23 protein-coding genes and 2 pseudogenes are annotated in these 21,934 nt (G+C 44.3%); 11 read left to right on the top strand and 14 right to left on the bottom strand.

The window, feature by feature from the left end:
- Positions 1 to 277, bottom strand: a 277-nt coding sequence (locus ACRC32_RS23690; RefSeq protein ID WP_438556278.1) for a precorrin-8X methylmutase, incomplete at its 3' end; no start/stop codon positions are given.
- Positions 278 to 675: 398 nt separating this feature from the next.
- On the opposite strand from ACRC32_RS23690, the gene holA reads away from it, so the two are divergent.
- From holA to ACRC32_RS23670, 4 genes are all read left to right on the top strand, one after another.
- A complete protein-coding gene (gene holA / locus ACRC32_RS23685; protein ID WP_438556277.1) occupies positions 676 to 1,668 on the top strand; it encodes a DNA polymerase III subunit delta in 993 nt (330 codons plus the stop codon).
- A 107-nt stretch (positions 1,669 to 1,775) separates the two neighbouring features.
- Positions 1,776 to 2,261 carry a DUF4168 domain-containing protein gene (locus ACRC32_RS23680; protein WP_438556276.1) on the top strand — a complete coding sequence of 162 codons (486 nt, stop codon included), beginning with the start codon at positions 1,776 to 1,778 and terminating at the stop codon, positions 2,259 to 2,261.
- 69 nt (positions 2,262 to 2,330) lie between these two features.
- On the top strand, positions 2,331 to 2,765 hold the full coding sequence (gene ureE, locus ACRC32_RS23675) for an urease accessory protein UreE (RefSeq protein ID WP_438556275.1): 435 nt from the start codon (positions 2,331 to 2,333) through the stop codon (positions 2,763 to 2,765).
- Between the two features lie 50 nt (positions 2,766 to 2,815).
- Complete coding sequence (locus tag ACRC32_RS23670) at positions 2,816 to 3,481, top strand: urease accessory protein UreF (RefSeq protein ID WP_438556274.1); 666 nt, start codon at positions 2,816 to 2,818, stop codon at positions 3,479 to 3,481.
- Between the two features lie 77 nt (positions 3,482 to 3,558).
- Here ACRC32_RS23670 and cbiB read toward each other — a convergent pair whose 3' ends face one another.
- Complete coding sequence (cbiB, locus tag ACRC32_RS23665) at positions 3,559 to 4,551, bottom strand: adenosylcobinamide-phosphate synthase CbiB (RefSeq protein ID WP_438556273.1); 993 nt, start codon at positions 4,549 to 4,551, stop codon at positions 3,559 to 3,561.
- Positions 4,552 to 4,632: 81 nt separating this feature from the next.
- Positions 4,633 to 5,076 (bottom strand): Rrf2 family transcriptional regulator, encoded by a 444-nt coding sequence (locus ACRC32_RS23660; RefSeq protein ID WP_015156901.1) that lies wholly within the window; start codon positions 5,074 to 5,076, stop codon positions 4,633 to 4,635.
- Between the two features lie 553 nt (positions 5,077 to 5,629).
- Here ACRC32_RS23660 and ACRC32_RS23655 point away from each other — a divergent pair.
- Complete coding sequence (locus ACRC32_RS23655; RefSeq protein ID WP_015156902.1) at positions 5,630 to 6,031, top strand: AbrB family transcriptional regulator; 402 nt, start codon at positions 5,630 to 5,632, stop codon at positions 6,029 to 6,031.
- Positions 6,032 to 6,431: 400 nt separating this feature from the next.
- Here the strand turns inward: ACRC32_RS23655 and ACRC32_RS23650 are convergent, their stop codons facing one another.
- Complete coding sequence (locus ACRC32_RS23650; RefSeq protein ID WP_438556272.1) at positions 6,432 to 8,321, bottom strand: chloride channel protein; 1,890 nt, start codon at positions 8,319 to 8,321, stop codon at positions 6,432 to 6,434.
- Between ACRC32_RS23650 and ACRC32_RS23645 the strand changes: the two genes are divergently transcribed.
- From ACRC32_RS23645 to ACRC32_RS23635, 3 genes are all read left to right on the top strand, one after another.
- Positions 8,285 to 8,485, top strand: coding sequence for a hypothetical protein (locus ACRC32_RS23645; protein ID WP_438556280.1), 201 nt, complete (start codon positions 8,285 to 8,287; stop codon positions 8,483 to 8,485). The two genes, ACRC32_RS23650 and ACRC32_RS23645, sit on opposite strands and share 37 nt — an antisense overlap.
- A 294-nt stretch (positions 8,486 to 8,779) precedes the next feature.
- Positions 8,780 to 8,983, top strand: a complete 204-nt coding sequence (locus ACRC32_RS23640; protein WP_438556271.1) for a hypothetical protein — start codon at positions 8,780 to 8,782, stop codon at positions 8,981 to 8,983.
- Between the two features lie 72 nt (positions 8,984 to 9,055).
- The gene (locus tag ACRC32_RS23635; RefSeq protein ID WP_438556270.1) at positions 9,056 to 9,433 is read left to right on the top strand and encodes a hypothetical protein; all 378 of its coding nucleotides are present in this window, start codon (positions 9,056 to 9,058) and stop codon (positions 9,431 to 9,433) included.
- Between the two features lie 128 nt (positions 9,434 to 9,561).
- Here the strand turns inward: ACRC32_RS23635 and ACRC32_RS23630 are convergent, their stop codons facing one another.
- A complete protein-coding gene (locus tag ACRC32_RS23630) occupies positions 9,562 to 11,169 on the bottom strand; it encodes a glycosyltransferase family 39 protein (protein WP_438556269.1) in 1,608 nt (535 codons plus the stop codon).
- Positions 11,170 to 11,368: 199 nt separating this feature from the next.
- Positions 11,369 to 12,319, bottom strand: coding sequence for a Rieske 2Fe-2S domain-containing protein (locus ACRC32_RS23625; RefSeq protein WP_438556268.1), 951 nt, complete (start codon positions 12,317 to 12,319; stop codon positions 11,369 to 11,371).
- Positions 12,320 to 12,377: 58 nt separating this feature from the next.
- Here ACRC32_RS23625 and ACRC32_RS23620 point away from each other — a divergent pair, with 58 nt between their 5' ends.
- Complete coding sequence (locus tag ACRC32_RS23620; protein ID WP_438556267.1) at positions 12,378 to 13,175, top strand: TetR family transcriptional regulator; 798 nt, start codon at positions 12,378 to 12,380, stop codon at positions 13,173 to 13,175.
- A gap of 236 nt (positions 13,176 to 13,411) precedes the next feature.
- On the opposite strand, the gene ACRC32_RS23615 is transcribed toward ACRC32_RS23620, so the two are convergent.
- Complete coding sequence (locus ACRC32_RS23615; RefSeq protein ID WP_438556266.1) at positions 13,412 to 13,849, bottom strand: hypothetical protein; 438 nt, start codon at positions 13,847 to 13,849, stop codon at positions 13,412 to 13,414.
- Between the two features lie 276 nt (positions 13,850 to 14,125).
- Between ACRC32_RS23615 and ACRC32_RS23610 the strand changes: the two genes are divergently transcribed.
- A complete protein-coding gene (locus ACRC32_RS23610; protein ID WP_438556265.1) occupies positions 14,126 to 15,532 on the top strand; it encodes a sensor histidine kinase in 1,407 nt (468 codons plus the stop codon).
- Positions 15,533 to 15,593: 61 nt separating this feature from the next.
- Here the strand turns inward: ACRC32_RS23610 and ACRC32_RS23605 are convergent.
- The 7 genes and pseudogenes from ACRC32_RS23605 to ACRC32_RS23575 all read right to left on the bottom strand — a co-directional run bounded on the left by ACRC32_RS23605 (position 15,594) and on the right by ACRC32_RS23575 (position 21,710).
- A pseudogene (locus ACRC32_RS23605) lies at positions 15,594 to 15,904 on the bottom strand (type II toxin-antitoxin system RelE/ParE family toxin).
- Positions 15,904 to 16,131: an addiction module protein gene (locus ACRC32_RS23600; RefSeq protein WP_039713124.1), complete on the bottom strand. Its 228-nt coding sequence runs from the start codon at positions 16,129 to 16,131 to the stop codon at positions 15,904 to 15,906. Before ACRC32_RS23600 ends, ACRC32_RS23605 begins: the two are co-directional and overlap by 1 nt.
- A gap of 126 nt (positions 16,132 to 16,257) precedes the next feature.
- On the bottom strand, positions 16,258 to 16,785 hold the full coding sequence (gene hpt / locus ACRC32_RS23595; protein WP_438556264.1) for a hypoxanthine phosphoribosyltransferase: 528 nt from the start codon (positions 16,783 to 16,785) through the stop codon (positions 16,258 to 16,260).
- Between the two features lie 7 nt (positions 16,786 to 16,792).
- The gene (locus tag ACRC32_RS23590) at positions 16,793 to 17,794 is read right to left on the bottom strand and encodes an adenosine deaminase (protein ID WP_438556263.1); all 1,002 of its coding nucleotides are present in this window, start codon (positions 17,792 to 17,794) and stop codon (positions 16,793 to 16,795) included.
- Positions 17,795 to 17,871: 77 nt separating this feature from the next.
- Entirely contained in the window at positions 17,872 to 19,308 is a 1,437-nt protein-coding gene (locus tag ACRC32_RS23585; protein ID WP_438556262.1) for an NCS2 family permease, read from the bottom strand.
- Positions 19,309 to 19,686: 378 nt separating this feature from the next.
- Positions 19,687 to 20,472, bottom strand: coding sequence for an ABC transporter ATP-binding protein (locus ACRC32_RS23580; RefSeq protein ID WP_438556261.1), 786 nt, complete (start codon positions 20,470 to 20,472; stop codon positions 19,687 to 19,689).
- Between the two features lie 47 nt (positions 20,473 to 20,519).
- Positions 20,520 to 21,710 carry a branched-chain amino acid ABC transporter permease gene (locus ACRC32_RS23575; protein WP_438556260.1) on the bottom strand — a complete coding sequence of 397 codons (1,191 nt, stop codon included), beginning with the start codon at positions 21,708 to 21,710 and terminating at the stop codon, positions 20,520 to 20,522.
- A 68-nt stretch (positions 21,711 to 21,778) separates the two neighbouring features.
- Here ACRC32_RS23575 and ACRC32_RS23570 point away from each other — a divergent pair.
- A pseudogene (locus tag ACRC32_RS23570) lies at positions 21,779 to 21,871 on the top strand (nuclear transport factor 2 family protein); the annotation flags it as partial.
- Positions 21,872 to 21,934 lie beyond the last annotated feature (63 nt).

The raw sequence follows: 21,934 nt of genomic DNA, 5'->3' as shown, positions 1-21,934 counted from the left end.
CTCCTTCTACAGCGCTAATGAGTGGATTATCAAAAGTTTTTCTGAGCAAATTCACTACACCCTGTTTTACCATTCCTACATCAGTAATAATCGGCACGCGATCGCGAATTGCCTGAATTCCTGCTTCAATAGCGTTGGGACTAAAACGAATCAAATGCTGAAACTCAAAATCAGCCGTACTATGAATTACCCGTCTGACGATCGCATACTCAGCCGGACTAAATTTATCTTTATGCGTGCCAATTTCGCGATCGATAACCGCAAAACTCTGGGTCATGATGGGATGGATAGGGAAGTTCACAGTTATCAGTAATCGGTTGTCGTAGTAGGGGCGGGTTTAGCAAGCAGATTCACGGGCTTTAGCCATCATCTTCGTTCAAAACCCGCCCGTACAGTAATCGGTTGTCGTAGTAGGGGCGGGTTTAGCAAGCAGATTCACGGGCTTTAGCCATCATCTTCGTTCAAAACCCGCCCGTACAGCGATCGGTTGTCAGTTGTCAGCGATCGGTGACCTACACTAGTTCCACCATAAAACAAGTTTGCTCCACTGAAACTATACTTCTAATTTGAGTTAGTCAATGCAAGGCGATCGAGATGCTAGAGTATGTCAGTTATTGGGGAATAGGGAACGGGAAACAGCACAAATGACGAATGACAAATGACGAATGATAAATTATGCCAATCTACTTCTACTGGGGTGAGGATGAGTTTTCGTTGCAACAAGCAGTTAATGGCTTGCGCGATCGCTTCCTCGATCCAAATTGGATGAGTTTTAACTACACGCAAATTCCGCCTACACAATCCGACGCTGTAATTCAGGGACTCAATCAAGCGATGACACCACCATTTGGAATGGGTAGTCGTCTTGTTTGGCTGGTGGATACAACTGTTTGTCAAAATTGTTCGGATGACTTATTGGCTGAACTAAAACGCACCCTACCAGCTATTCCCGAGACTTCAGTTTTGTTACTGACAAGTCGCAATAAACCGGATGGCAGGCTGAAATCGACTAAACTTTTCCAAGAACATGCCGAAGTGCAAGAATTTGCGCTGATTCCACCGTGGAAAACCGATTTACTGCTTCAGCAGGTACGACAAGCCGCCCAAAACTTAGGGGTGAAGCTCACTCCCAGTGCAGTAGAAGCGATCGTTGAATCTGTAGGAAATGATACGCGACTGCTTTATAACGAACTGGAAAAGCTCAAACTCTATGCAGGTGAGAATTCTCCACCTATAGGCGAGAGGATTGTAGCAGACTTGGTTAAAGTCAATACTCAAAATAGTTTAAAGCTAGCAGAAGCAATTCGTCAGGGAGATACAAACAAAACTTTGATCCTCATCGGGCAGTTAATCAGCCGTAACGAACCCGTACTCAAAATCGTGGCGACGTTGATCGGACAGTTTCGGACTTGGCTATGGGTGAAGCTAATGTTAGAACGAGGCGAAAACTCGGAACAACAGATCGCTCAAGCAGCAGAAATTAGCAATCCTAAGCGAGTATTTATTCTCAAGCGAGAAGTGATGCAGATTTCTACACAGCAACTGATCGCTGCTTTACCCGTCTTGCTGGAATTAGAAGTGAGCTTGAAACAAGGTGCAGAACAAATAACGACGCTACAAACAAAAGCGATCGCCCTTTGCCAGATTTTTTCATCATCTAACAGCTAGCTGTAAGCTGGAATAAAGCGCAGGGAGACATGGCTGGAACTTCTAACTCTTAAAATGATTCAAAAGAACTGATGCCTCCGGTATGACATTTTCTGCCAACATAAAATATGACTAAATTTTGCTATCTCTATTTACTGACCAACTTCAACCGGATGTTATCGCGATCGCTGCTTATTGGCGCAATTAGCACGTTGAGTGTAGTGGCTGGACTACCCGATCTGCACAACTTCAGCAATTTCAACTTCAGCACTGCCGCATCTGCCCAAGACTTCAGCGAAGCCGAAGTTAATAATTATGCTAGAGCTGTTTTGGAGGCAGAACCAGTCCGCCAAACTGCTTTAACCGATCTCAAACAAAGTATGGGTTCTGAAGATTTACCCCGCATTGCGTGCGATCGCGAAGATAGCATCTCTAACCTACCAGATAACGCTCGCAGTATTGCCAAAGGATATTGCTCGCAGTATGAATCAATTGTGAAAAAATACTTTAGTTCTTTTGAAGAATTTAATCAAATTACCAAAACAGTCCAAAATAATCCCGATTTAAGACAGCGAATTCAAGATGAAATGCTGCGATTACAAGGCAGCCCTTAACGAAGTCGTAATTCGTAAGTCGTAAGTAGAGAATTAACTGCTCGTGCGCTCCCTGCTCCCTGATAACTGATGTTAACTATAACCGATCGCTTACCAGCTATTAATAGTGCTGTCAATGCTTTTACCTTGGTGCTGACGGCAGAGGAACGTAAGAAAAGCCGCCATCGCTTTGAAACTGAGGAAGGAGAAACGGTATTTTTACGTTTACCCAGAGGAACGGTGTTGCGGGATGGAGATATGTTGCGAACGGATAATGGCGAATATTTAATTTTAGTCAAGGCAAAATCAGAGCCAGTCTTGACGGTCACAGCAGCCACATCCTTAGATTTACTTAGGGCTGCATATCATTTGGGTAATCGTCACGTACCCCTAGAAATTGGTACTAACTATCTTCGCTTATCTCCCGATCCAGTTTTACAAGCAATGTTAGAACATCTGGGAGTCATGATAGTAGAAGAAGACGCTCCATTTCAGCCCGAAGTTGGCGCATATGGACATCATTAGTTTGTCATTTGTCATTTGTCATTCGTCATTTGTAGTTGGATGTGGAGCAATTGAGTATTCTCAATTTATTGCAGTTGGCGAGTCCGGCTTTACCTGTAGGGGCTTATAGTTATTCTGAGGGTATAGAAACGCTGGTAGAATGGGGGGCGATCGCAGATGCTAAAAGTTTGCAACATTGGTTGGAACGGGAATTGCATTTTGGCGCAATTCGGATTGAAGCGGCGATGGTGGTAAGGGCATACAATGCTGTTGCGACCAGCAATTTAACAGATTTAAATTATTGGAATAGTTGGCTATCGGCGGCGCGAGAAACGGAAGAGTTGCGTAATTCTAGTTGGCAAATGGGGCGATCGCTGGTGCGGTTGTTGTTGGAACTTGAGCCACAGTTAGAATCTATATTTAATGCGGTAGGTCATTCAGTGAATTATGCGATCGCCTTTGGAGTGGCTGCGCATTGCTGGCAAATTCCCCAAGATGCAGCTGTTTTAGGTTATTTGCATAGTTGGGCGACAAATCTAGTGACTGCTGGAATTAAACTGATTCCCTTGGGACAAACTGCCGGACAACAGATTTTAATCAATTTACAAACTTCTGTAGTTGATGCAACTGCTAAGATGCTAGTTTTAACAGATGACGAGTTGAGTAGTTGTAGTTGGGGTTTATCGCTGGCAAGCATGGCTCACGAAACTCAATATACGCGCTTATTTCGGAGTTAATAGTATTTGTAGCAGGGAGCAGGGAGCAGCGATCTGTTAGAACTTCTGACTTTTGACTTTTGACTTTTGACTTTCCCTCAACGGCTTAAAGCGATCGCCCCGATTCCCAAACCTAGCCACAAGAGAAAACAATACCTTGTCAGTTGTAGAGCTTGATGGATCTTTTCGGCTGTGATGGGATAAATTGCATCTCCAAGTAAAGGCTTTTGCTTGGCTACTCCCCGATACCAATTTGTCCCTCCCAGTTGCACGCCTAAGACAGCTGCATAGGCGCATTCGCTCCAACCCGAATTAGGACTAGGATCTTTAATTGCATCTCGCTGGCACATTTGCCACACATACATAGGCTGAAGCGATCGCAATGCGAGGGTTAATAATGTCAAACGACAAGGCAACCACGTCAATCGGTCTTCCAATTTAGCGCTAAATCTACCTAAATGAGTGTATGGTGCTTCTCGATAACCTACCATCGAATCGAGAGTACTTGCTGCTTTGTATGCCAAGGGCAGAAACGCCACATTTGTATATGGTATGAAGGCAGAGGCGATCGCGTAAAATAAGGGAGCCATGACCCCATCAGTCGCATTTTCCGCTACTGTCTCTAAGACTGCTCTCAAAATTTCTGGTGCTGAGAGTTCTTGCGTATCTCTACCAACATAAAGACTTAATTTTGCTCTGGCTCGCACTAAATCGCCTGCTTTCAAAGGTTGCAAAACATCTTCTGCTGCCGTTCTCAGACTGCGAAGTGCAAAACAGCTGGCTAATAAAATGCTATCTGTAACTAGACCCAGTAATGGATGTAATTGGCTAGCAATGTAAACCATTAACCAGCTAACAGCACCGCTGCCAAGAATTAATCCCAATCCTAAAACCACACCTGCCCAGTAGAGCGATCGCTCCGATCTCAAATATTTGAATGCGAAATAATTAAACTGAGAAATTAACCATCCCATCACCCGCACCGGATGGGGAAAATCCCAAGGATCGCCAATTAAGTAGTCTAAAACTGCGGCGATGAGAAGAGAGCTGAGGGAGCTGAGGGGGAAATGCAAAAGCCAAAAATTCTTCACTTCTCGTTCCCAAATTCAGAATTATTTCCTTGTTCCTCGCGCCTGATTATTCCCTGACTCCTCACTCCTCGCTCCTCGCTCCTAAACAACAAAATTTGTTTCTTCTCCTTGAGCGGCTTGCCAACTACGGGCATCGTAGTAGAGATCGGCAAGAGTAATACTATACAATGCTTCTCTCATTTTTTGATGCAATCGTTGCCAGAGCGTAAAAGTGACCCAATCTTCTGCTTGTCCTGGTTCTGGTTGATGGTGGGGCAAAGGTTCGATAGTTTCTCCGACAGCAGCGAGAATTTCACCTAATGAAATTGCCGCAGGCGATCGCGCTAATTTGTATCCTCCTTGGACTCCCCGCACCGATGTTACTAATCCTGCTCGTCGCATTTCAATCAGTAATTTCTCTAAATAAGGAGCAGGAATTTCTTGCCGAGCGGCAATTGCTTTAACTGCTACCGGAGTGTAATTTGGTTGCAGGCTCAGATCGAGCAATGCTTTAACGCTGTAGTGACCCCTAGTTGTCAGCTTCATTTCTCAGTTATCAGTTATCAGTAAGGCAAGAGGCAAGAGGCAAGAGGTTTTTTACTGACGACTTACGACTTACGACTTCTATTCTCGCTCTTTTTATATTTAGAGAAAATTACTTTACACATTGATGCGTGCAGCAAAAATCACGTAGTTGTCTTCTGGGGTAGAGCAATTTTTCAGTTTAATTACCTACTGAGGGTAGATAAATAGACGAACGTCACTCGTTCCCGAACGAATAATTTTTACCGAAGATAGCGATCGAGATCGCTACCACACAACCAACAGTACTTCAGTCAGTTTTTGCCAATGCTATTTCCTGAGGATGATTCGATTCGATCGGGGATTGACAAAGCTCGGACAGTTATTAGGATGATTCCTACTATTTTCAATCAAAAAAATTTTCAAAATTAAGATCGAAAAGCTGAAAGAATCACTATAATCAGTGTATTATAGTTAGCTAAGCTGATATAAAGCTAAAGTAAACTAAATCATAGCTTCAGTTAGCTGACAATCAAAACTGTAAACCACCTGCTCCAGTCAAAACAAAACTAAGTTGATGAATAAAAAGAAAAAGATCGAGCCTCTAGCCGGAGAAGCACTGCTCAAGAAAGTCAAAGAGCTAGATAGCCTGAGTAAAGAAGAAAAGGCAAAGGAATGCGGCTACTACACGACTACCAAAAATGGTGTAGAGCGTGTCAATATGATGAAGTTTCTCAACGCGCTAATAGATGCGGAAGGGATTGAATTAGATAGTACTTCCAACTCGAATGGGCGTGGCGGACGTAGTGCCAGCTACCGCATTAGCGTTCAATCGAACGGTAATTTGCTAATTGGTTCGGCATATACGAAGCAAATGGGTTTACAACAAGGAGATGAATTTGTCATCACTCTAGGGAAAAAACACATTCATCTCAAGCAAATAGATGGAGCAAAAGAAGACGTAGAGGCTACAGCTTGAGATTTAGGGGACGCGATCGCATCCAAATCGATCCGCTATTTCGTCAGACTTCAAGCTCAATTTTATCACCAGCAAACAGTGCCTCAAGTTTTGCTAGAAAAGCGCTTTTTGAGAGTTGCAGAGTTAGTTTTTCACCCAAAAGTAAAGCTAGCGGGTGAAAGACTAAGCTGTTCAACTTGCAGTAGCGCGATAACTTTATTCAGTTACTTAGGCGGGTACTTATCGAGTTCCCATTGGAAAAACGCAGCTTAACAATCTTTCCACCAGAGGCAAGCAATTTATTGTTAAGGTTTCCTGACTAGAACTGATAAAGCCCGCCACTTATATTATCGATCGCAAATTCAATTTGCGATTGACAGGGCGTTGACAATTAAATCTACTACTCACTAGGCACTAGCCACTACTCACTTTTTGGCAACGCTAATTCTTCTACAGGTAGTGAAACTTTGAGATAAGGATGAAGCGCTTTGCGAGTTGTTGCTAGTTTACACGTTAAAGCAATTTGTTCCCGTTCGAGTAAGCCTAAAACTTGCTCTGGTCGATCTCGATCGACAATTGGTAACTGATGTAACCCCCTGGCTCCCATTCGAGATAGAGCCTCAGATAAAGGTTCATCCGTGTAAGCATAAAGTAAATCGGTCGTGCAAATATCGACCAAACGAGTATCGGCATTTTCCCAAGTTGCGATCGCTCGATTAATATCTTCTAAAGTCACAATTCCTAGTAGTTGCAGTTCGGGATTGACCACCAAAGCACTGCGACAATGAGCGTTAGTCATGGATAAGCCTGCTTGAGATACAGACATAGAATCTGGCAACATTAGAGGCGATTCATAAATTGCTTCTCTTACCAATATTTGCTGCACAATTTCTCGATCTTCGTCTCCAACTAAATTCAAATTCAACTGCTGTAAATTTGCGCTAGATTCAGGAGTTACGCTTTTTTTCAGCCGTTCTACTAACCAGACACTTAAGCCTACCGCCGCCATTAACGGTAAAACAATGCGATAGTCGCGCGTCAATTCAAATAATAATAGAATTGCTGTTAAAGGAGCTTTAGCACTCCCAGCTAATACAGCTGCCATTCCCACCATCGCGTAAGCCGGCGGACCCGCCATATACATGCCAACTTGTGGCAGCAATGCCGCTAAAATTTTGGCATAGGCTGCCCCCAACGAAGCACCGAGAAACATTGCTGGAGCAAAAACCCCGCCCACCAAACCGCTACCCATACTAATCGCCGTAGTCACTAGCTTCAGCACCAGCAGAATCAACAATAGCAGCAAAGAAAACTCGACATCCTGAAGCACAGCTTCCACAGTTTCGTATCCAATGCCTAAAATCTGCGGATAGAGCAAAGCCACTAAGCCGACACAAGCACCACCAATAACTGGATGTATTGGTAAAGGAACTCGACCCAACCAAGCAAAACCCTTAACTTGTCCGCGAAAACAGGCTCGTCCCCAAATGAGTAATTGAGTGTAGGCGACTGAAATAACGCTAGCAGCGATTCCCAAGCCGACATAGAGTGGTAGCTCTAAGGGGCTGCGAACCTCGTATACAGGTAAAGCAAAAGCTGGCTGTCCTCCCAAACCAATTTGGGCAACCAGCGCCGATACAACTGCTGCCAGCAAGACGACGCTAACAGCCGAATTAGCAAATGTCGTTCCCAACACCACTTCGAGAGCAAAAAATACTCCTGCAATGGGAGCGTTGAAACCTGCTGCCAGACCTGCTGCTGCCCCTGCACTTAAAAGTAGACGCTGGCGTTCCTGCGAGACTTGGAGGACGTGAGCAAGTAACACGCCAAAATTAGCTCCAATTTCGACACTGGGACCTTCAGGACCGAGCGAAGCACCACTACCCAAAGATACAGAAGCAGCTACCATCTTGGTTACAGGCTGGAGTCGCTGCAAAATAGCATGTCGCGTGGCACTACCAGAAGCAGCAGCAATTAAAGAAGACAGCCCAGGACCGAAATCTTGCCTGCGCGCCAGCATCAATCCGACGATGAATCCGCCCAGAGTTGGAACCAGAGCAATCGTCCACGCACCCCAAGCGGAGAGCGTCCCCATCAAATTAACAAAAGCAACGTAGTGAACGAGTTCGATTAAATAGTGAAATGTCACTACACCCATACCCGTACCACCGCCAATCAATACCGCTAGAAGTAAGACAACGGCTTCTGGAGAAGGCTGAAAGCGATTGAGAATGTGGGCAATAGGGTTAGAAGTAGCAGCGAGCCCGCCAGATTGTGGCTGACTCACCTCAGGCAGGGAACGATCGGTCATTTAGAGATAAAAAACGAAAAATAAAGTTAAATTTTTTTCACAATCTACTATTACTCATTCTCAGCGATCTTTCTGAAGCCAGACAAGTAGATAGTTGGGATTATTTAAGAAGCTTTGCTAAGCAAGTGCGATCGCGCTCGAAAAAGAGTTATAAGAGTGCTTAAATGTAGGTTGAGAGCTAATTAGCAATCCCTCATCCTCTCGCGTTCGTCATAGGCAACCGCAAATGACAAATGACTAGAGTAAAGTGAGTAGTGAGTTGTGAGTAGTGGCGATATGAGTTGGTAGCAACGAGAGCTGGTGGCTAGCCACTCACAAATGACAAATGACAACAAACACCATCTAGCTTGTAGCTTAACTATTTTCAGTATGCATATAAAATCAGACGATATATTGAATTAGCGTTTAAGATAGAAAAAATAAAAATTCATAGATTCACGTAATCGAACGCTCTAGGCGTGAAGAAACTCGTAAAGCCCCAAATACTTTCAAAGACAGGGGCTAATATCAGAGCGGCTGGTATATACTTTTACCAGTTTTGTCAAAAAGGTTTGGCAGGAGCTACCTATTGCCGTGGTTTGCATCCGCCAGTCCCCACCCTCGACTTGTGGACAAAAGCTAAATTTTTAGTTTGGTTCGATCGCGATCGCTTTATTGGCTAGAATTAGCAGTTTTAAATTGCTTATGCCAACTATTATCACGATCCCCAGGTTCGACGCATTAGGTTATCGCTGATGAACACTCACACTGGAAACCACTCTCTCACTTGCCCGATTTGTCAACGTACCGAACAACTCAAGCCAATCAAAGGCAATCGCGGGCTTTTTACCTGTCCTTATTGCCAAGAAAAACTAGTTGTTAGTTGGAGCGGTCATTACGTTCGCGACCCCCATTGCTTAAAACAAGTTATGGTAGCACACGCGCTACGTCGTCAAAGCCGACCTTGGGCAAGAATCATCCGCGACCTTGGTTCGCTCAAACGTCCTGTAGCAGTCTTAACTGCGGGTAGTATCTTTTTGTTAGGGATTAGTATCTTCAGTCTAGATAGTCTCAACAAACAACAATCTCCCTGGGACAGATTGGTGGAAGATGTTAAGGAAATAGCAAATTGAGTCAGTTATCAGGGAGCAGGGAGCAGGGAAGCGGGTAGAGGGCGAGGTGTCCTCGCCATCGGAGCCGCGTAGCAGGGAGCAGTTGCCAGTTATTAATGACTGGTTAATTCTGACTTTTGACTTTTGACTTACGACTTCTCCCTTGTAACTAGCGTCCAGCCAGAGACTTGACCGAGAGATTTAACTGATGGTAGCTGCAAGCGCTTGAGGGTAGAACGATCTAATAGTAGAAAAGGTTGGGGTTGCTGCCAACGTTGTTGCAGTTGGCTGAAGCTGCTACTAATGACGCGGCGATCGCTGTAAAAATCTAAGGAAGGACGATTATAGGCAAAGGAAGTGTAGATTTCTCGGTTTGGAGGTGTGCGAGCTTGAATGAGAGCAGCTACGGGTTTGACTTGGTAGGCTTCTGCTAGTTCCCAAACCCAGTGGTGAGAGGTGACGAAGAGTAGCAGGGCAACGTACATGCCCCAAATAAGTACGATTATAAATTGTCTTTCTCCCCTCACAGCTAACCAAGCACTCAAAGTCATCGTGCCTGCTACTGCTGCTAAAATCCACTGTAATTCCCAGTCTGGCGCGGTATTCCAAGAACTATAGTAGAGACTAGCTGCCCAAGCCACCACCGCTAGTAAAGTTAAAAATGCGATCGCGTAGCGGGGATATTTAGCTGGATAGGGTTGCTGCCAAAACTGAGTTAACTGGACTCCTACAGCCAAAGCGATCGCGGGGTAAACTGGTAAAACATACCAAGGCAGTTTAGTTCCCATTAACGAGATTGCTAGCAAGTAGCCTCCGCCCCAAACCAAAATCAGTTTTGCCCAACTCCAGTTGCGATGATTCCAGGTATAAAGCAGACCGCTAGGTAAAAAGATTAACCAAGGGAAGCAGTATTTGAGAATTTCAAGCAAATAAAACCAGGGGGGATGTTGGTGGTTTTCTACCGCTTGCCAAATCCGGCTGAGGGACTGATCGACGACAGCGCGATCGGTAAACTGATGTCCGTATTCCCACCACTGAGCAGCATACCACGCCGCTACAGGCAAGCTCCCGATCGCGATTCCACCCCATAAATACCAACTACCTAACAAGCGGGGCGTATCCCAAAAGAGAAATAACAGGGCGATCGCTCCGAGTAACAGCCCTACCATACCCTTAGTTAGTCCAATCAATCCTAAACCGATGCCTACGCCCAAGCAGTAGCGCAGATTGCGTCGCGATCGCAACAAACACCAAACTGTAAAGAGAAAAAAACTGACGATCGCACCATCTAACATTGCCAGCCTGCCATGACGTAGTACGGGTAGCATGACTAGGTAAACCAAAGCCGAGAAAATCGCTGGCGTGCGATAGTGAAAGATTTCTCGTCCAATACTGTATAAAATTGGTATGCCAAGCGCAGTTAGTAATGCCCCTGGTAAACGAGATGTCTGCTCATTGACCCCACCAATGGTATAGGTGAGAGCGATGAGCCAATGCATGAGGGGTGGTTTATTTAAATAAGGTTCGCCGTTTATAATTTTTGGGTGAAGCCAGTTTGCAGGCGATCGCCATATTTCTCTCGCGACTTGCGCCACCGTGCCTTCATCCCAGTCTCGCAATGGTAAGTCACCCAAGTTTTTAGTATATAGAAGTAGTGCTGCCAAGAGCAGCCCCCAAATCCATAACCAATCGGCTCGGCTATGCAGCTGAGATTTCCAATGCTTAGCATTATCCCCAGTCAAAATCCAACGACGCATCTAAGTTTTAACACTCAAGGTTAGGTGTCAATAGAGTAGTGAATTAACGTTCCACTTTGTAGCTGTTTGGCTTGTCTCAGGTGTCAGCAGGGAACGAGTACAATTTACCACTTCTTTCTATTCTTGCCACAATGACTCGATCGCCCAAATTCTGAGACTATCCTAGATGCTGCGCGGGCTTAACTGACAAGGCGATCGGTTACCATTCTCGATATAGTTTTTGGGCGTAAAACATAATTTCTTCGTTTGGCAGGCGGATTTTTGGTTTTTGCCTGGGATATAAATTCTCGATTGTTTCTGTATCCTGCCGAATCACTTCATCTACTGCTTTGAGTAACGAATTCTTTAACAAGGTTTTTAAAACTAAATTCTGAATCTTGGCAAAAACTAAAACAAATGTCTTAGTACAATTTTCTGTTTCAGGATATAAAGAATGAATTTGAATAAATTGACCGGCAGGAATTGTAGCAACAAATGAGGTTAAACAAGGAAAGGAATATTCAAATTGATTGACAAATGTTTTAGGAACAGTGAGTAAAACTGGATTGCTAGCAAGCTCTCCTAGCGTGTTACTGTCTCTAGTAACTTTCTGGAGGAGTTTTGTACTGTAGCCATTCTCCTGGTATTCATTGACCTCAATCGCTTTAATTCTAAATATTTCTCGATGCGTACCATTCTGATGGTTGTAGTCATAATTAATTAAAAGATTGCTCAAGAAGTCACCTTGAATACTCTTAGAACCCGCTACACCAGCAAATTCAAAACTAGGGGTAATTCTTTCAATTAATTCGGGAATGGGAATTTTCGGCTCATATCCTCCATACGTCCAGATATTATCGCCGATCGCAGTCAAATCTAATTTTTCTAACAAAGGTTGAGTTACTGTTTCCTCTCGGTACAACCGTCCTTGCGTGTCAAATTCTAAAGCGTGAAACGGACAAGTAATAGTATTTCGCTCTCGACAAATCCAGCCATCGGAGAGAGGAGCTTGCATATGAGGGCAAATATTATCTAAGCCAAAGACTTCACCTTGTTGATTTTGCCACAGTACATAATCTCGACCGTTAAGAGTAATTTTATGAGGTTTATTGACTCCTAGCATTGAGCGATGAGCAATCAACCAAGGCGCACCAGGGAGAATAGGATGCATAGACTGACCTACAAATTGACCTAAAATATATGACGGTTTATTCGTATTTCTTGAAAATATGACGGAACGTTCGTGTTTATCAAGCAAGGGTGGTGAGTCACCTACAAAATCTATGCGTCGTTCGCCGAAGCAACAACGAGGTAAGCAAAGGGTAGAAAGAATTTTAGATTCTGCGGCTGAGGTATTTGCTGAGGTAGGTTATGAAGCCGCTACAACCCATGCGATCGCAACACGGGCAAATACAGCGGTTGGTTCGCTTTACCAGTTTTTCCCTGATAAAGCAGCGATCTTTCGCGCCCTAGAAATTCGTCATGTCGAACGAGTAAAAGCAATGTGGGCTAAGGTAAACACGCCTAGCATTATTCAGTTACCTCTGAGACAGATGATTCAACAGCTAGTAGCCGCTGTTGCCAAACTGTTCGAGCAACCAACATCTCGTGTTGTTTTCGTGCAATTTTTCACCGCACCAGAAATATTTCAAACAATTGACGAGAGTTTGACTCAAGAGGCGATCGCATTTATGGCTAGTTTATTGAAACAGCGCCATCCTACTTTGAGTGACGGACGGTGTAGCCTATTAGCCGAAGTCTGCGTTCATTGCAGCAATACGTTAATTCTAATTGCTCTACGCAGCAGCGAAACTCACAGCCAGCAACTCATTCAACAGATTGAAGATTTACTCGTATCCTACCTCAGTCCTCATGTCGGTGATGAGGTATTGCAGGACAAGGTAATGAAAGTAATGAAATGTCCTCACTGCCAATCCGAACGACTCTCTAAAAACGGGCATCGCCACGGCAAGCAGCGTTATTTGTGTAAAGATTGTGGCAAGCAGTTTCCAGCTTGGAAGGGATAAGCTCATGGTTCAAATTGTTGCATCATCATCCCTATTTCCCGTGTAGCCGGATCGGGACTTTCTAACAATTTCTCGAAAAGCATTGGGAATATAGATGATATAGCAGGGAGTAGGGAGCGCACGAGTAGATGAAAAAGTCTCAGCACAAGCGCAAGCTTTTAGTCAGTTAATTTGTCCTAATCTTTCCGCTCTTTGCTGTATATCTACATTACATATGTACGCTTTCAAACTAACATCTACTTTAGTTGCTTTTCGTATTGCGCCATCGCTTTTCGGTACAGTTGTACAGACTGCGCCATTTCCGCCAAGATCTCGTTTTGCTCCTGCACAATGCTTTGCGCTTCTACAGCCTGCTGTCGTGCCTTTTCAGCATCACGCCGCGCCTCTTCAGCAACATGTCGTGCCTCTTCAGCAACACGCCGCGCCTCTTCAGCCTGCTGCCTCATAACATCCTTTGTCTGCCGCATCTCCTCCGCGAATTCTCGGCTCTCCTCAGAAGTCTGACGGTCTTTCTCCGACTGAATGCGCTCTTGTTCGGCAACATATTGGTACAATGCAGCTTGCTTCTGCTGCTCGGCACTTATCCCTCGCTTTATTTCCGACTCGTGCCGATATTGTTCGGCGTTTTGCCGTTCCCGTTCCGCTTCCTGTCGCTGTTGCTCGCTTTCTAGCATTGTTCTCTTCTCCGTCTAGTTAGTCAAGCCGCAAGGTTAAACTAACAATCGAGTTGACATCACGACTAGATGCAAACAACTAGAGTATATCTATATTTTTCATGTAAGGAATCTACCCAAGGCGATCGCCTGTGCTACTTCGATCGCATCTCATCGACAAAAACTTTCACGGAAAGTATCTTTCAATACAGCAAATAAATCATTATTCCCATGCTTCCCTTCTTTGTAAATCCTCAGATACAGTAACAGTACAACTCGCGTGGAGAAGATTCAACCATGCTATGTGTAGACGAACTGTTAACGCTGGAGTTGTTTCAACAGCTTTCCCAAGAGCAGATTCACTGGGTTTGCGATCGCGCTCAAGAAATGGAGCTATCTAGCGGCGAAGTCTTTGTCAAACAGGGAGATCCGCCACGCGGCTTTTATGTCATGCTATCAGGTCGGGTGAGCATTACCCGCATCAGCGAAGGGATCGAAATGCCGATCGGACAGCACCAAGCACCTGCTTTTTTTGGCGAGATCCAAGTTTTAACTGATGAACCAGTCCCCGTAACATTACGCGCTCTTTCTAATTGTCGGCTCTACGAAATCTCAGGCGATGACTTTCGTACCCTACTACATAGTTGCCGAGGCTTCGAGCGTTTAATATTTCAAGCCGTACAGAAACGATTGCGCGGTTTAGAGTCTTTTATTCAAAACCGCGAGAAAATGGCAGCTCTAGGCACGCTAGCGGCTGGCTTAGCACACGAACTTAACAACCCGGCGGCGGCTGTAATTCGTGCTTTGCAAGATATTACCCCAGCATTGCTCGAACTCCAACGGATGAACTTTGTTTACGGACAGCGCCAGGTAGAGGCAGAACATACAGAAAAATGGCTCAAAGCGCGTGACGATGGTTGGGATGCGGTTGTTAACCGTCGCATGAACCCCATTGAATTTAGCGATCGCGAGGAACAATTGCTTGAGTGGTTAGAAGACTATGGCGTAGAAGATGCTTGGAAACTCGCCGAACCATTAGCAGCTGGAAATGTAGATACAGAGACTTTAACCGAGCTGATGGAGCGCTGGAAGGACGATCCGACAGAATTAAAAGATATGGGGTTGCGCTGGCTGGCGCTGTCTTTTGAGGTTATGTGTACGGTTTCGAGTGGCTTGCGGGGAGCGCAGCGAATTTCTCAGCTCGTCCAGTCGATGAAATCCTATTCTTACATGGATCGCGGCGCGCAACAAATTGTTGACGTTCACGATGGAATTGAAGATACATTGCAATTATTTGCTTACAAATTCAAGCAAGGAATTGAAATTCAGCGGGATTACGATCGCTCTTTGCCTAAAATTCTCGCTTTCGGTAGCGAGTTGAATCAAGTTTGGACGAACTTAATTGATAATGCAGTTGATGCGATTGCGGGGAAAGGAGTAATTGAATTAGCTACCGCTCAAAATGGCGATTATATCCAGGTACAAATTACCGATTCTGGTGCGGGAATTCCCGTAGAAATTCAGTCGCGAATTTTCGAGCCTTTCTATACAACAAAGCCTGTAGGTTCGGGTTCGGGGTTGGGTTTAGATGCAGTGCGGCGGATTATTGAGAACCGCCACCAAGGGACAATTTCATTTGCATCGCAACCAGGGAAGACTTGTTTTACAGTTTGTCTACCGATAACGACACACAGTTATCAGTGAATAGTTATCAGTTATCAGTGACTAATAACCTATAGTTTCCAGGCTATATCCATGACTCATTTTAATCATCTAGAGGTTTTGTTTCCGTGCGCTCTTTCCAATAGCCAGGTTTTCGGCTGCAATGCATAACAGCTAGGATAAGAATATATTCTGACTCAACTGTGTAAAGAATTCATAGGGAAATTTTCGCGTCAGACATCTCCGAATATCTTCATCAATAACGCGCCAACGAGTAGGTGATTCCCTAATTCTATAGATTGCGTCCTCGACAGCATCAATAAACGCTTGCGCTACTTCAGTACGATTCTCAGCATAGTATTGAACAGCTGCGGCATATTCAGCAAGTGCTTCAGGGTGAAATACATATCTCATTACTCCAGCAACCGCCTCACATGCGCTAAAGCTTCATCTCCCGAAATAGATAGAACAGTACCTTTTTGGATTTCGTCTCGCCGCTGTTTCGCTTCGTTAATCCAAGCTGCTTGAACCCTTGGATCTGCATCAAACTCTAAGCTTTCTACTAATTTTTCTGCTAAAAGCGCCCTTGATTCACCTGGTAAGGATAATGCTTCTTCTAAAAGCCTCTCGATCGATAGCATAACTATTAGCCTTAATCTTCATCATTAAAAATATAGTAACTTACATCAATAACTAATATCTTAAATTTATAGCAATTCTAAATCATTCACAATATGCCGACGTTTTTCTAATGTAGTGAGCAAAGCTTATTCCTCGATCGCATAGATGGCTGGCAATTGTCGATACTTTTCGTCCATGTCAATACCGTAACCAACAATAAAGCGATCGGGAATTTCAATTCCCAAGTAATCAATCTCAACTTGAACTTTGCGGCGTGAGGGTTTATCGAGTAAAGCGCAAAGTTTGAGCGAGGATGGATTATGAGTTTTCAATATTTCTATTGCTTTTGAGGTTGACAACCCAGTATCGACAATATCTTCAACTAAAATAACATCCTTGTTGTTAATAATACCTTCAGCCAAACCCATTAACATTTTGACTTCACCCGAACTAGTGGTAGAACAACCATAGCTAGATAAACGGATCAGTTCGACATTACAAATCGGAGTTTGCATCTGCCGGATCAAATCGGCAAGAAAGATAAACGATCCTTTCAAAACACCAATGACAATTGGAAAGTTATTCTGATAATCTCGATCCAAATCCCGTGCTAATCGCTGTACTGTTGTTGCTATTTCTAACTGAGAAATGAGTGGAACGAGTTTTTTATCCATAGTTATTTTACTTCACCATAAACTCATCTAATTCAGCAATTCGAGTCTGCTTCTCTTCCGGACTCAAAAATGTTGCTTGAAAGGAATTTTTCACTAATTTATAAATATCTTGCCTGCTCAAAATTAAAGCTGATTCTATTTCCTGTAAATTCTCAGCCACGTAGCCGCCAAAATAAGATGGATCGTCAGAATTTACTGTTACGCACAATCCCATATCTAATAATTGTTTAATGTTGTGCTTTGCCATCGAATCGAAAACACAAAGTTTGATATTAGATAGCGGACAGACAGTCAGGGGAATTTGTTTCTCAATTAAATATTCTAATAACTTCGGGTCATCGATGCAGCGTACGCCGTGATCGATACGAGATACGCCTAAAAGATTTATGGCTTCCCAAATATATTCTGGTGGTCCTTCTTCGCCTGCGTGAGCAACGGTACGAAATCCTTCTTCTCGGGCTTTATCAAAGACTTTTTGAAACTTTGAAGGTGGATTTCCGACTTCTGAAGAATCCAAGCCTACGGCTGGAATTGTCTCTTTGTAAGGTAAAGCTTGTTCCAAAGCTTCCATTGCCGATTCAGCGCTTAAATGTCGTAGAAAACAGAGAATCAAATAAGAAGAAATGCCGAGTTCTTGTTGTGCTTCCTGTAGAGCGCGATAAATTCCTCGATGAACCGTTTCAAACGAAATCCCTCTAGACGTATGACCTTGAGGATCGAAAAAGATTTCGGTGTGACGCACGTTTTGGGCAGACGCTTTTTGCATGTATGCCCAAGTTAAATCGTAGAAATCTTGTTCTGTTTGCAACACGCTCATTCCTGCATAATAGAGATCGAGAAATGATTGTAGGTTTTGAAAGTTGTAGGCGGCGCGAATCTCTTCTACCGACTTATAGGGTAGTTGAATGTTGTTGCGATCGGCTAATGCAAACATCATTTCTGGTTCGAGGGAACCTTCAATATGAATGTGCAACTCGGCTTTAGGTATCTGGCAAAAGAATGAATTCATGGTGAAAAATTAGTCATTTGTCATTTGTCATTTGTCATTTGTGAGTAGTCAGTAACTTTTGACTTACGACTTACGACTTATTCAGATGTACCGAAGCGTAATGTCATGAACACAAATCGAATCACGAAGACTGCGGCTAAAATCCAAGTTGCGATCGTAACTTCGTGAGCTTTACCTTGCAGTGCTTTGGCAATTGGATAGGTAATAAAACCAACTGATAATCCAGTGGCAATCGAGTAGGCAAGGGGCATAAATAGAATTGTCAAAAATGCTGGAACAGCTTCAGCTACGTCACCCCAACGAATATCTGATACACCTGTCATCATTAACACGCCTGTAATGACTAGGGCGGGCGTAGTGGCGTAGGCGGGAATTGCCTCGAATAAAGGAACTAAGAAGATCGCCAGGATAAATAATACGCCCACGATCGCAGCTGTGAAACCCGTGCGCCCCCCTTCCGATACGCCTGCGGCTGATTCAGCATAGGTAGTGACTGTAGACGTACCGATCAGCGCCCCGGCTGTTGTTCCCACTGCATCGGCAAATAGTGCTTGATTGACTCGCGGTAGTTTTCCATCCTCCTTAATGTATCCTGCCTTCATGCCAACTCCAGACAGAGTACCAACGGTGTCGAAAATATCGACAAACAAGAACACCAAAAGTACAGCAATAAAGTCGAGAAAGTTGTTAGCGGTTAATCGCGATAAACCGAAAATGCCTTGTCCGATGAGATCTGTCGGTAAAGTAGGGATCTGGAAAATTCCTTTGGGCGGGGGTGTAACACCTAAAATCCAACCAAGTAAGGCGGTGGCGAGTACTCCCCAGAGTAATGCCCCCTTAACGCGGCGCACTAAAAAAGCTGTAGTAATAATAATTCCGGCAACAGCGAGTAGAGTATTAGGTTCTCTGAAGCTACCGAGGGTTGTTTTTGTCACTTCGCTGGCAATAATTAGCCCAGCACCTCCAGTTTTCGGATCGCCAGATATCCCAATATAGGCAATAAATAAACCAATCCCTACTGATGTTGCTGTTTTTAGCGACATGGGAATGGCATTGACAATTTGACTGCGAACGCTGGTGAGGGTGAGGGCGATAAAAATCAATCCTTCGGCAAATACAGCCGCTAGCGCCAAACGCCAATCGATTTTTAGGGTTAAAACGACAGAATAGGCAAAAAAAGCGTTTAATCCCATGCCTGGGGCGAGGGCAAAGGGATAGTTGGCAACAAATGCCATTACGAGCGTCCCAATTGCCGCTGACGCTGCGGTAGCAAAGACTTGTTCGGCAAATAAATCTTTTGGCTGTTGTAAAAAAATCGCGTCCGATAAAATTAGGGGATTGACGACGAGGATGTATGCCATCGTCATGAAGGTAGTTACTCCCGCCAGCGTCTCGATGCGGAAGTTAGTTCCATAACGATCGAATTGAAAAAAACGAGCGATCGCTGCTTGCCAACCCGTATACTGTGGCGTAGGTGGTTGTTGTAGTTCTAATCGATCTGTATCGCTGCTCATTCTTTGGCTGTCTCCACCAAGTTATCTTTGCTTATCAATATTGAGGAAGTTACCAGCAAACGTCAGTCAGGCTTGTTACTCTAACGACATCAATGCTGCCTTTTGCACCTAAATTTAGTGACTACTGGGTGCATACTGTATGTCGTTGTTCGATCGCTTTTTTGTGTCAAAAAACACAAACTCATAACTCGATAAGAAAAGTTAACTGGCGCTGGCTAAAGCTGACTATTGCAGTTAGAGCGCCAGAGACTAGAATGTGGCTCAAATTAACCTTCCACCTCAAATACCATTAACAAATCTCAACATTCAATGAGAATACTCCTTAAGAGAGATTATCTGAAGCGATACAAATCTTTGAAATTTGAAAACAGTATTGAATTATTTACCTAAATATGCCTCTAGAACTTGAGGATGTTGTTGCATTTCCTCTGGGCTACCATGAGCTAAGTTGCGCCCCTCTGCCATGACCCAAACGCGATCGCATAGGGACATAATCACATCCATGTTGTGTTCGATAATCAAAAATGTCATACCTTCGCGGTTCCAAGTTAGAATGCGATCGCAAATTTGTTCGATCAATTTCGGATTGACACCTGCCGCAGGTTCGTCTAACAAAATTAACTTGGGTTGCGTCATCAACGCCCTTGCCATTTCCAATAACTTGCGCTGTCCTCCCGATAGCGCCCCCGCATACTCGTGCGCCATATGCGCCAAGCCCACCGACTCTAGTAGCGTCATCGCTTGTTCTCGCAGGATTTGCTGTTCTTTGGCGATCGCCCAAGGTTGAAATTGCAACCGCCAAAAGTTCTCTCCGTCTTGCTTTTGCGCCCCCAGCATCATGTTTTCTAGGACTGTTAGCCGCGAAAGCGTCCGTGCGACTTGAAACGTGCGTACCATTCCCTGTAGGGCAATTTGATAGGTTCTCAATTGCTGCACTGGCGCGCCGTCAAAAATTACCCAGCCGCGATCGGGGCGAATAAAATTTGACAGTAAGTTAAATAGAGTTGTCTTACCCGCACCATTGGGACCAATTAATCCTGTAATACTTCCTTTCGCTACTTCGAGATCGGCATTATCCACAGCCTTAATCCCGCCAAAACTTTTGGTAAGACCGCTAGCTGATAATAGTGGCATTGGTTGGGATTGTATATCTTTTGCTTCCATTTTTGTGAGGGAGTAGGGAGCTGTTATCAGTGACCAGTGACCAGTGACTACTTTCCAAGTGTCAATTCTTCTTTCTTACCTAATATTCCTTGTGGTCGCCAAATCATCAATATCATCAGTAGTAAGCCGATAACCATAATCCGAAACGCACTCAGGCGCACGTCATCGAGGGGTACGATTTTAGGTAAGACAAAACGGGTAGCGCTGTCGTAAGCAAAGAAAACAACTGCACCGAGGATCGTACCGAAGTTGTTACCCGCACCACCTAAGATCACCATAATCCAAGCATCGAAAGTTGTCTGCGGCTGAAAATCATTCGGGTAAACTGAAGTTTGCTGCCATGCATACAAAGCACCAGAAATCCCAGCGATCGCCCCGCCTAACATTAACGCTTGCAATTTATACCAAAAGACGTTTTTTCCTAAAGCGCGGGCAACTTCCTCATCTTCGCGAATTGCTTTTAATACCCTTCCCCAGGGCGATCGCGCTAGCACTTCCAACCGCCACACGACAAAAGCTAACACCAACACAGAGATCAGCATCAATCCCGATTTTTCGTAGTCGGTGAAGTTGTATAGTCCAATAGCTCCAGATGCGTAGGGAACAAAAATTAACAGCGTCGTCACTAAACCTATAATTATTCTCATGACTAGATTTAGTATCGACAGCTTTTTCTTATCTTCTCGCCCCTCACTCCTCACTCCTCGCCCCTTAATCACCCATTTCCAAAGTTTCCAGTAACACACACCAACAACTAATGTTAGTAGCCCTACCATTATCCATTTCATCACCGTGTCGGGGTTAAAATCTGTTAATGGTAGAGGATATCCCTGCAATCCAAAAGCCCCAGGTGTGGGAGTATTAGGAGTTGGCAAATCTTGATTGTTGACCACCAAGCGAATGAGTTCCGATACCCCAATCGTGACAATTGCTAAGTAGTCTTCTCGCAACCTTAGTGTTGATAAACCAATTAACCATCCTAGTAGAGCCGCTACCAAAGCTCCGGCTAGCGTTGCTACTATTAGGGGCACGCCATACATGCTTAATAATACAGTCGTGTATGCTCCCAAAGTCATGAAAGCAACCAGACCAAAGTTAATTAACCCCGTTAAACCCCATTGCAAGTTTAACCCCAAGCTAAACAGGGCAAAAATTGCTGTAGAAACTGTCAGAAACAAGATATAGGCAACCCAACCGATAATTGCTGGGTCGTTCATCAGGGCATTTAAATCTAACATAAGCGTTGCTAAACCAATCGCCACACTAGGGAATGTTTGCTTTTGTGCTAAAAGATTTTAACCTAACGAAGGCAGGAGTCAGTATCGATCGCATCTTTGTGCGGGGGAACAAAATTTGCAGCTACAGAGAATACTTTGGTAGCGATGGGAAATCGAACTAAAGGAGTACGCCGCAAGCCAGCTATCTAGTCAACACTAAAAACTATATAAGACTGCAAAATGCA

Source organism: Chroococcidiopsis sp. (assembly GCF_051657925.1).
Lineage (GTDB): Bacteria > Cyanobacteriota > Cyanobacteriia > Cyanobacteriales > Chroococcidiopsidaceae > Chroococcidiopsis.
This window is presented reverse-complemented; position numbering and strand designations above follow the sequence as displayed.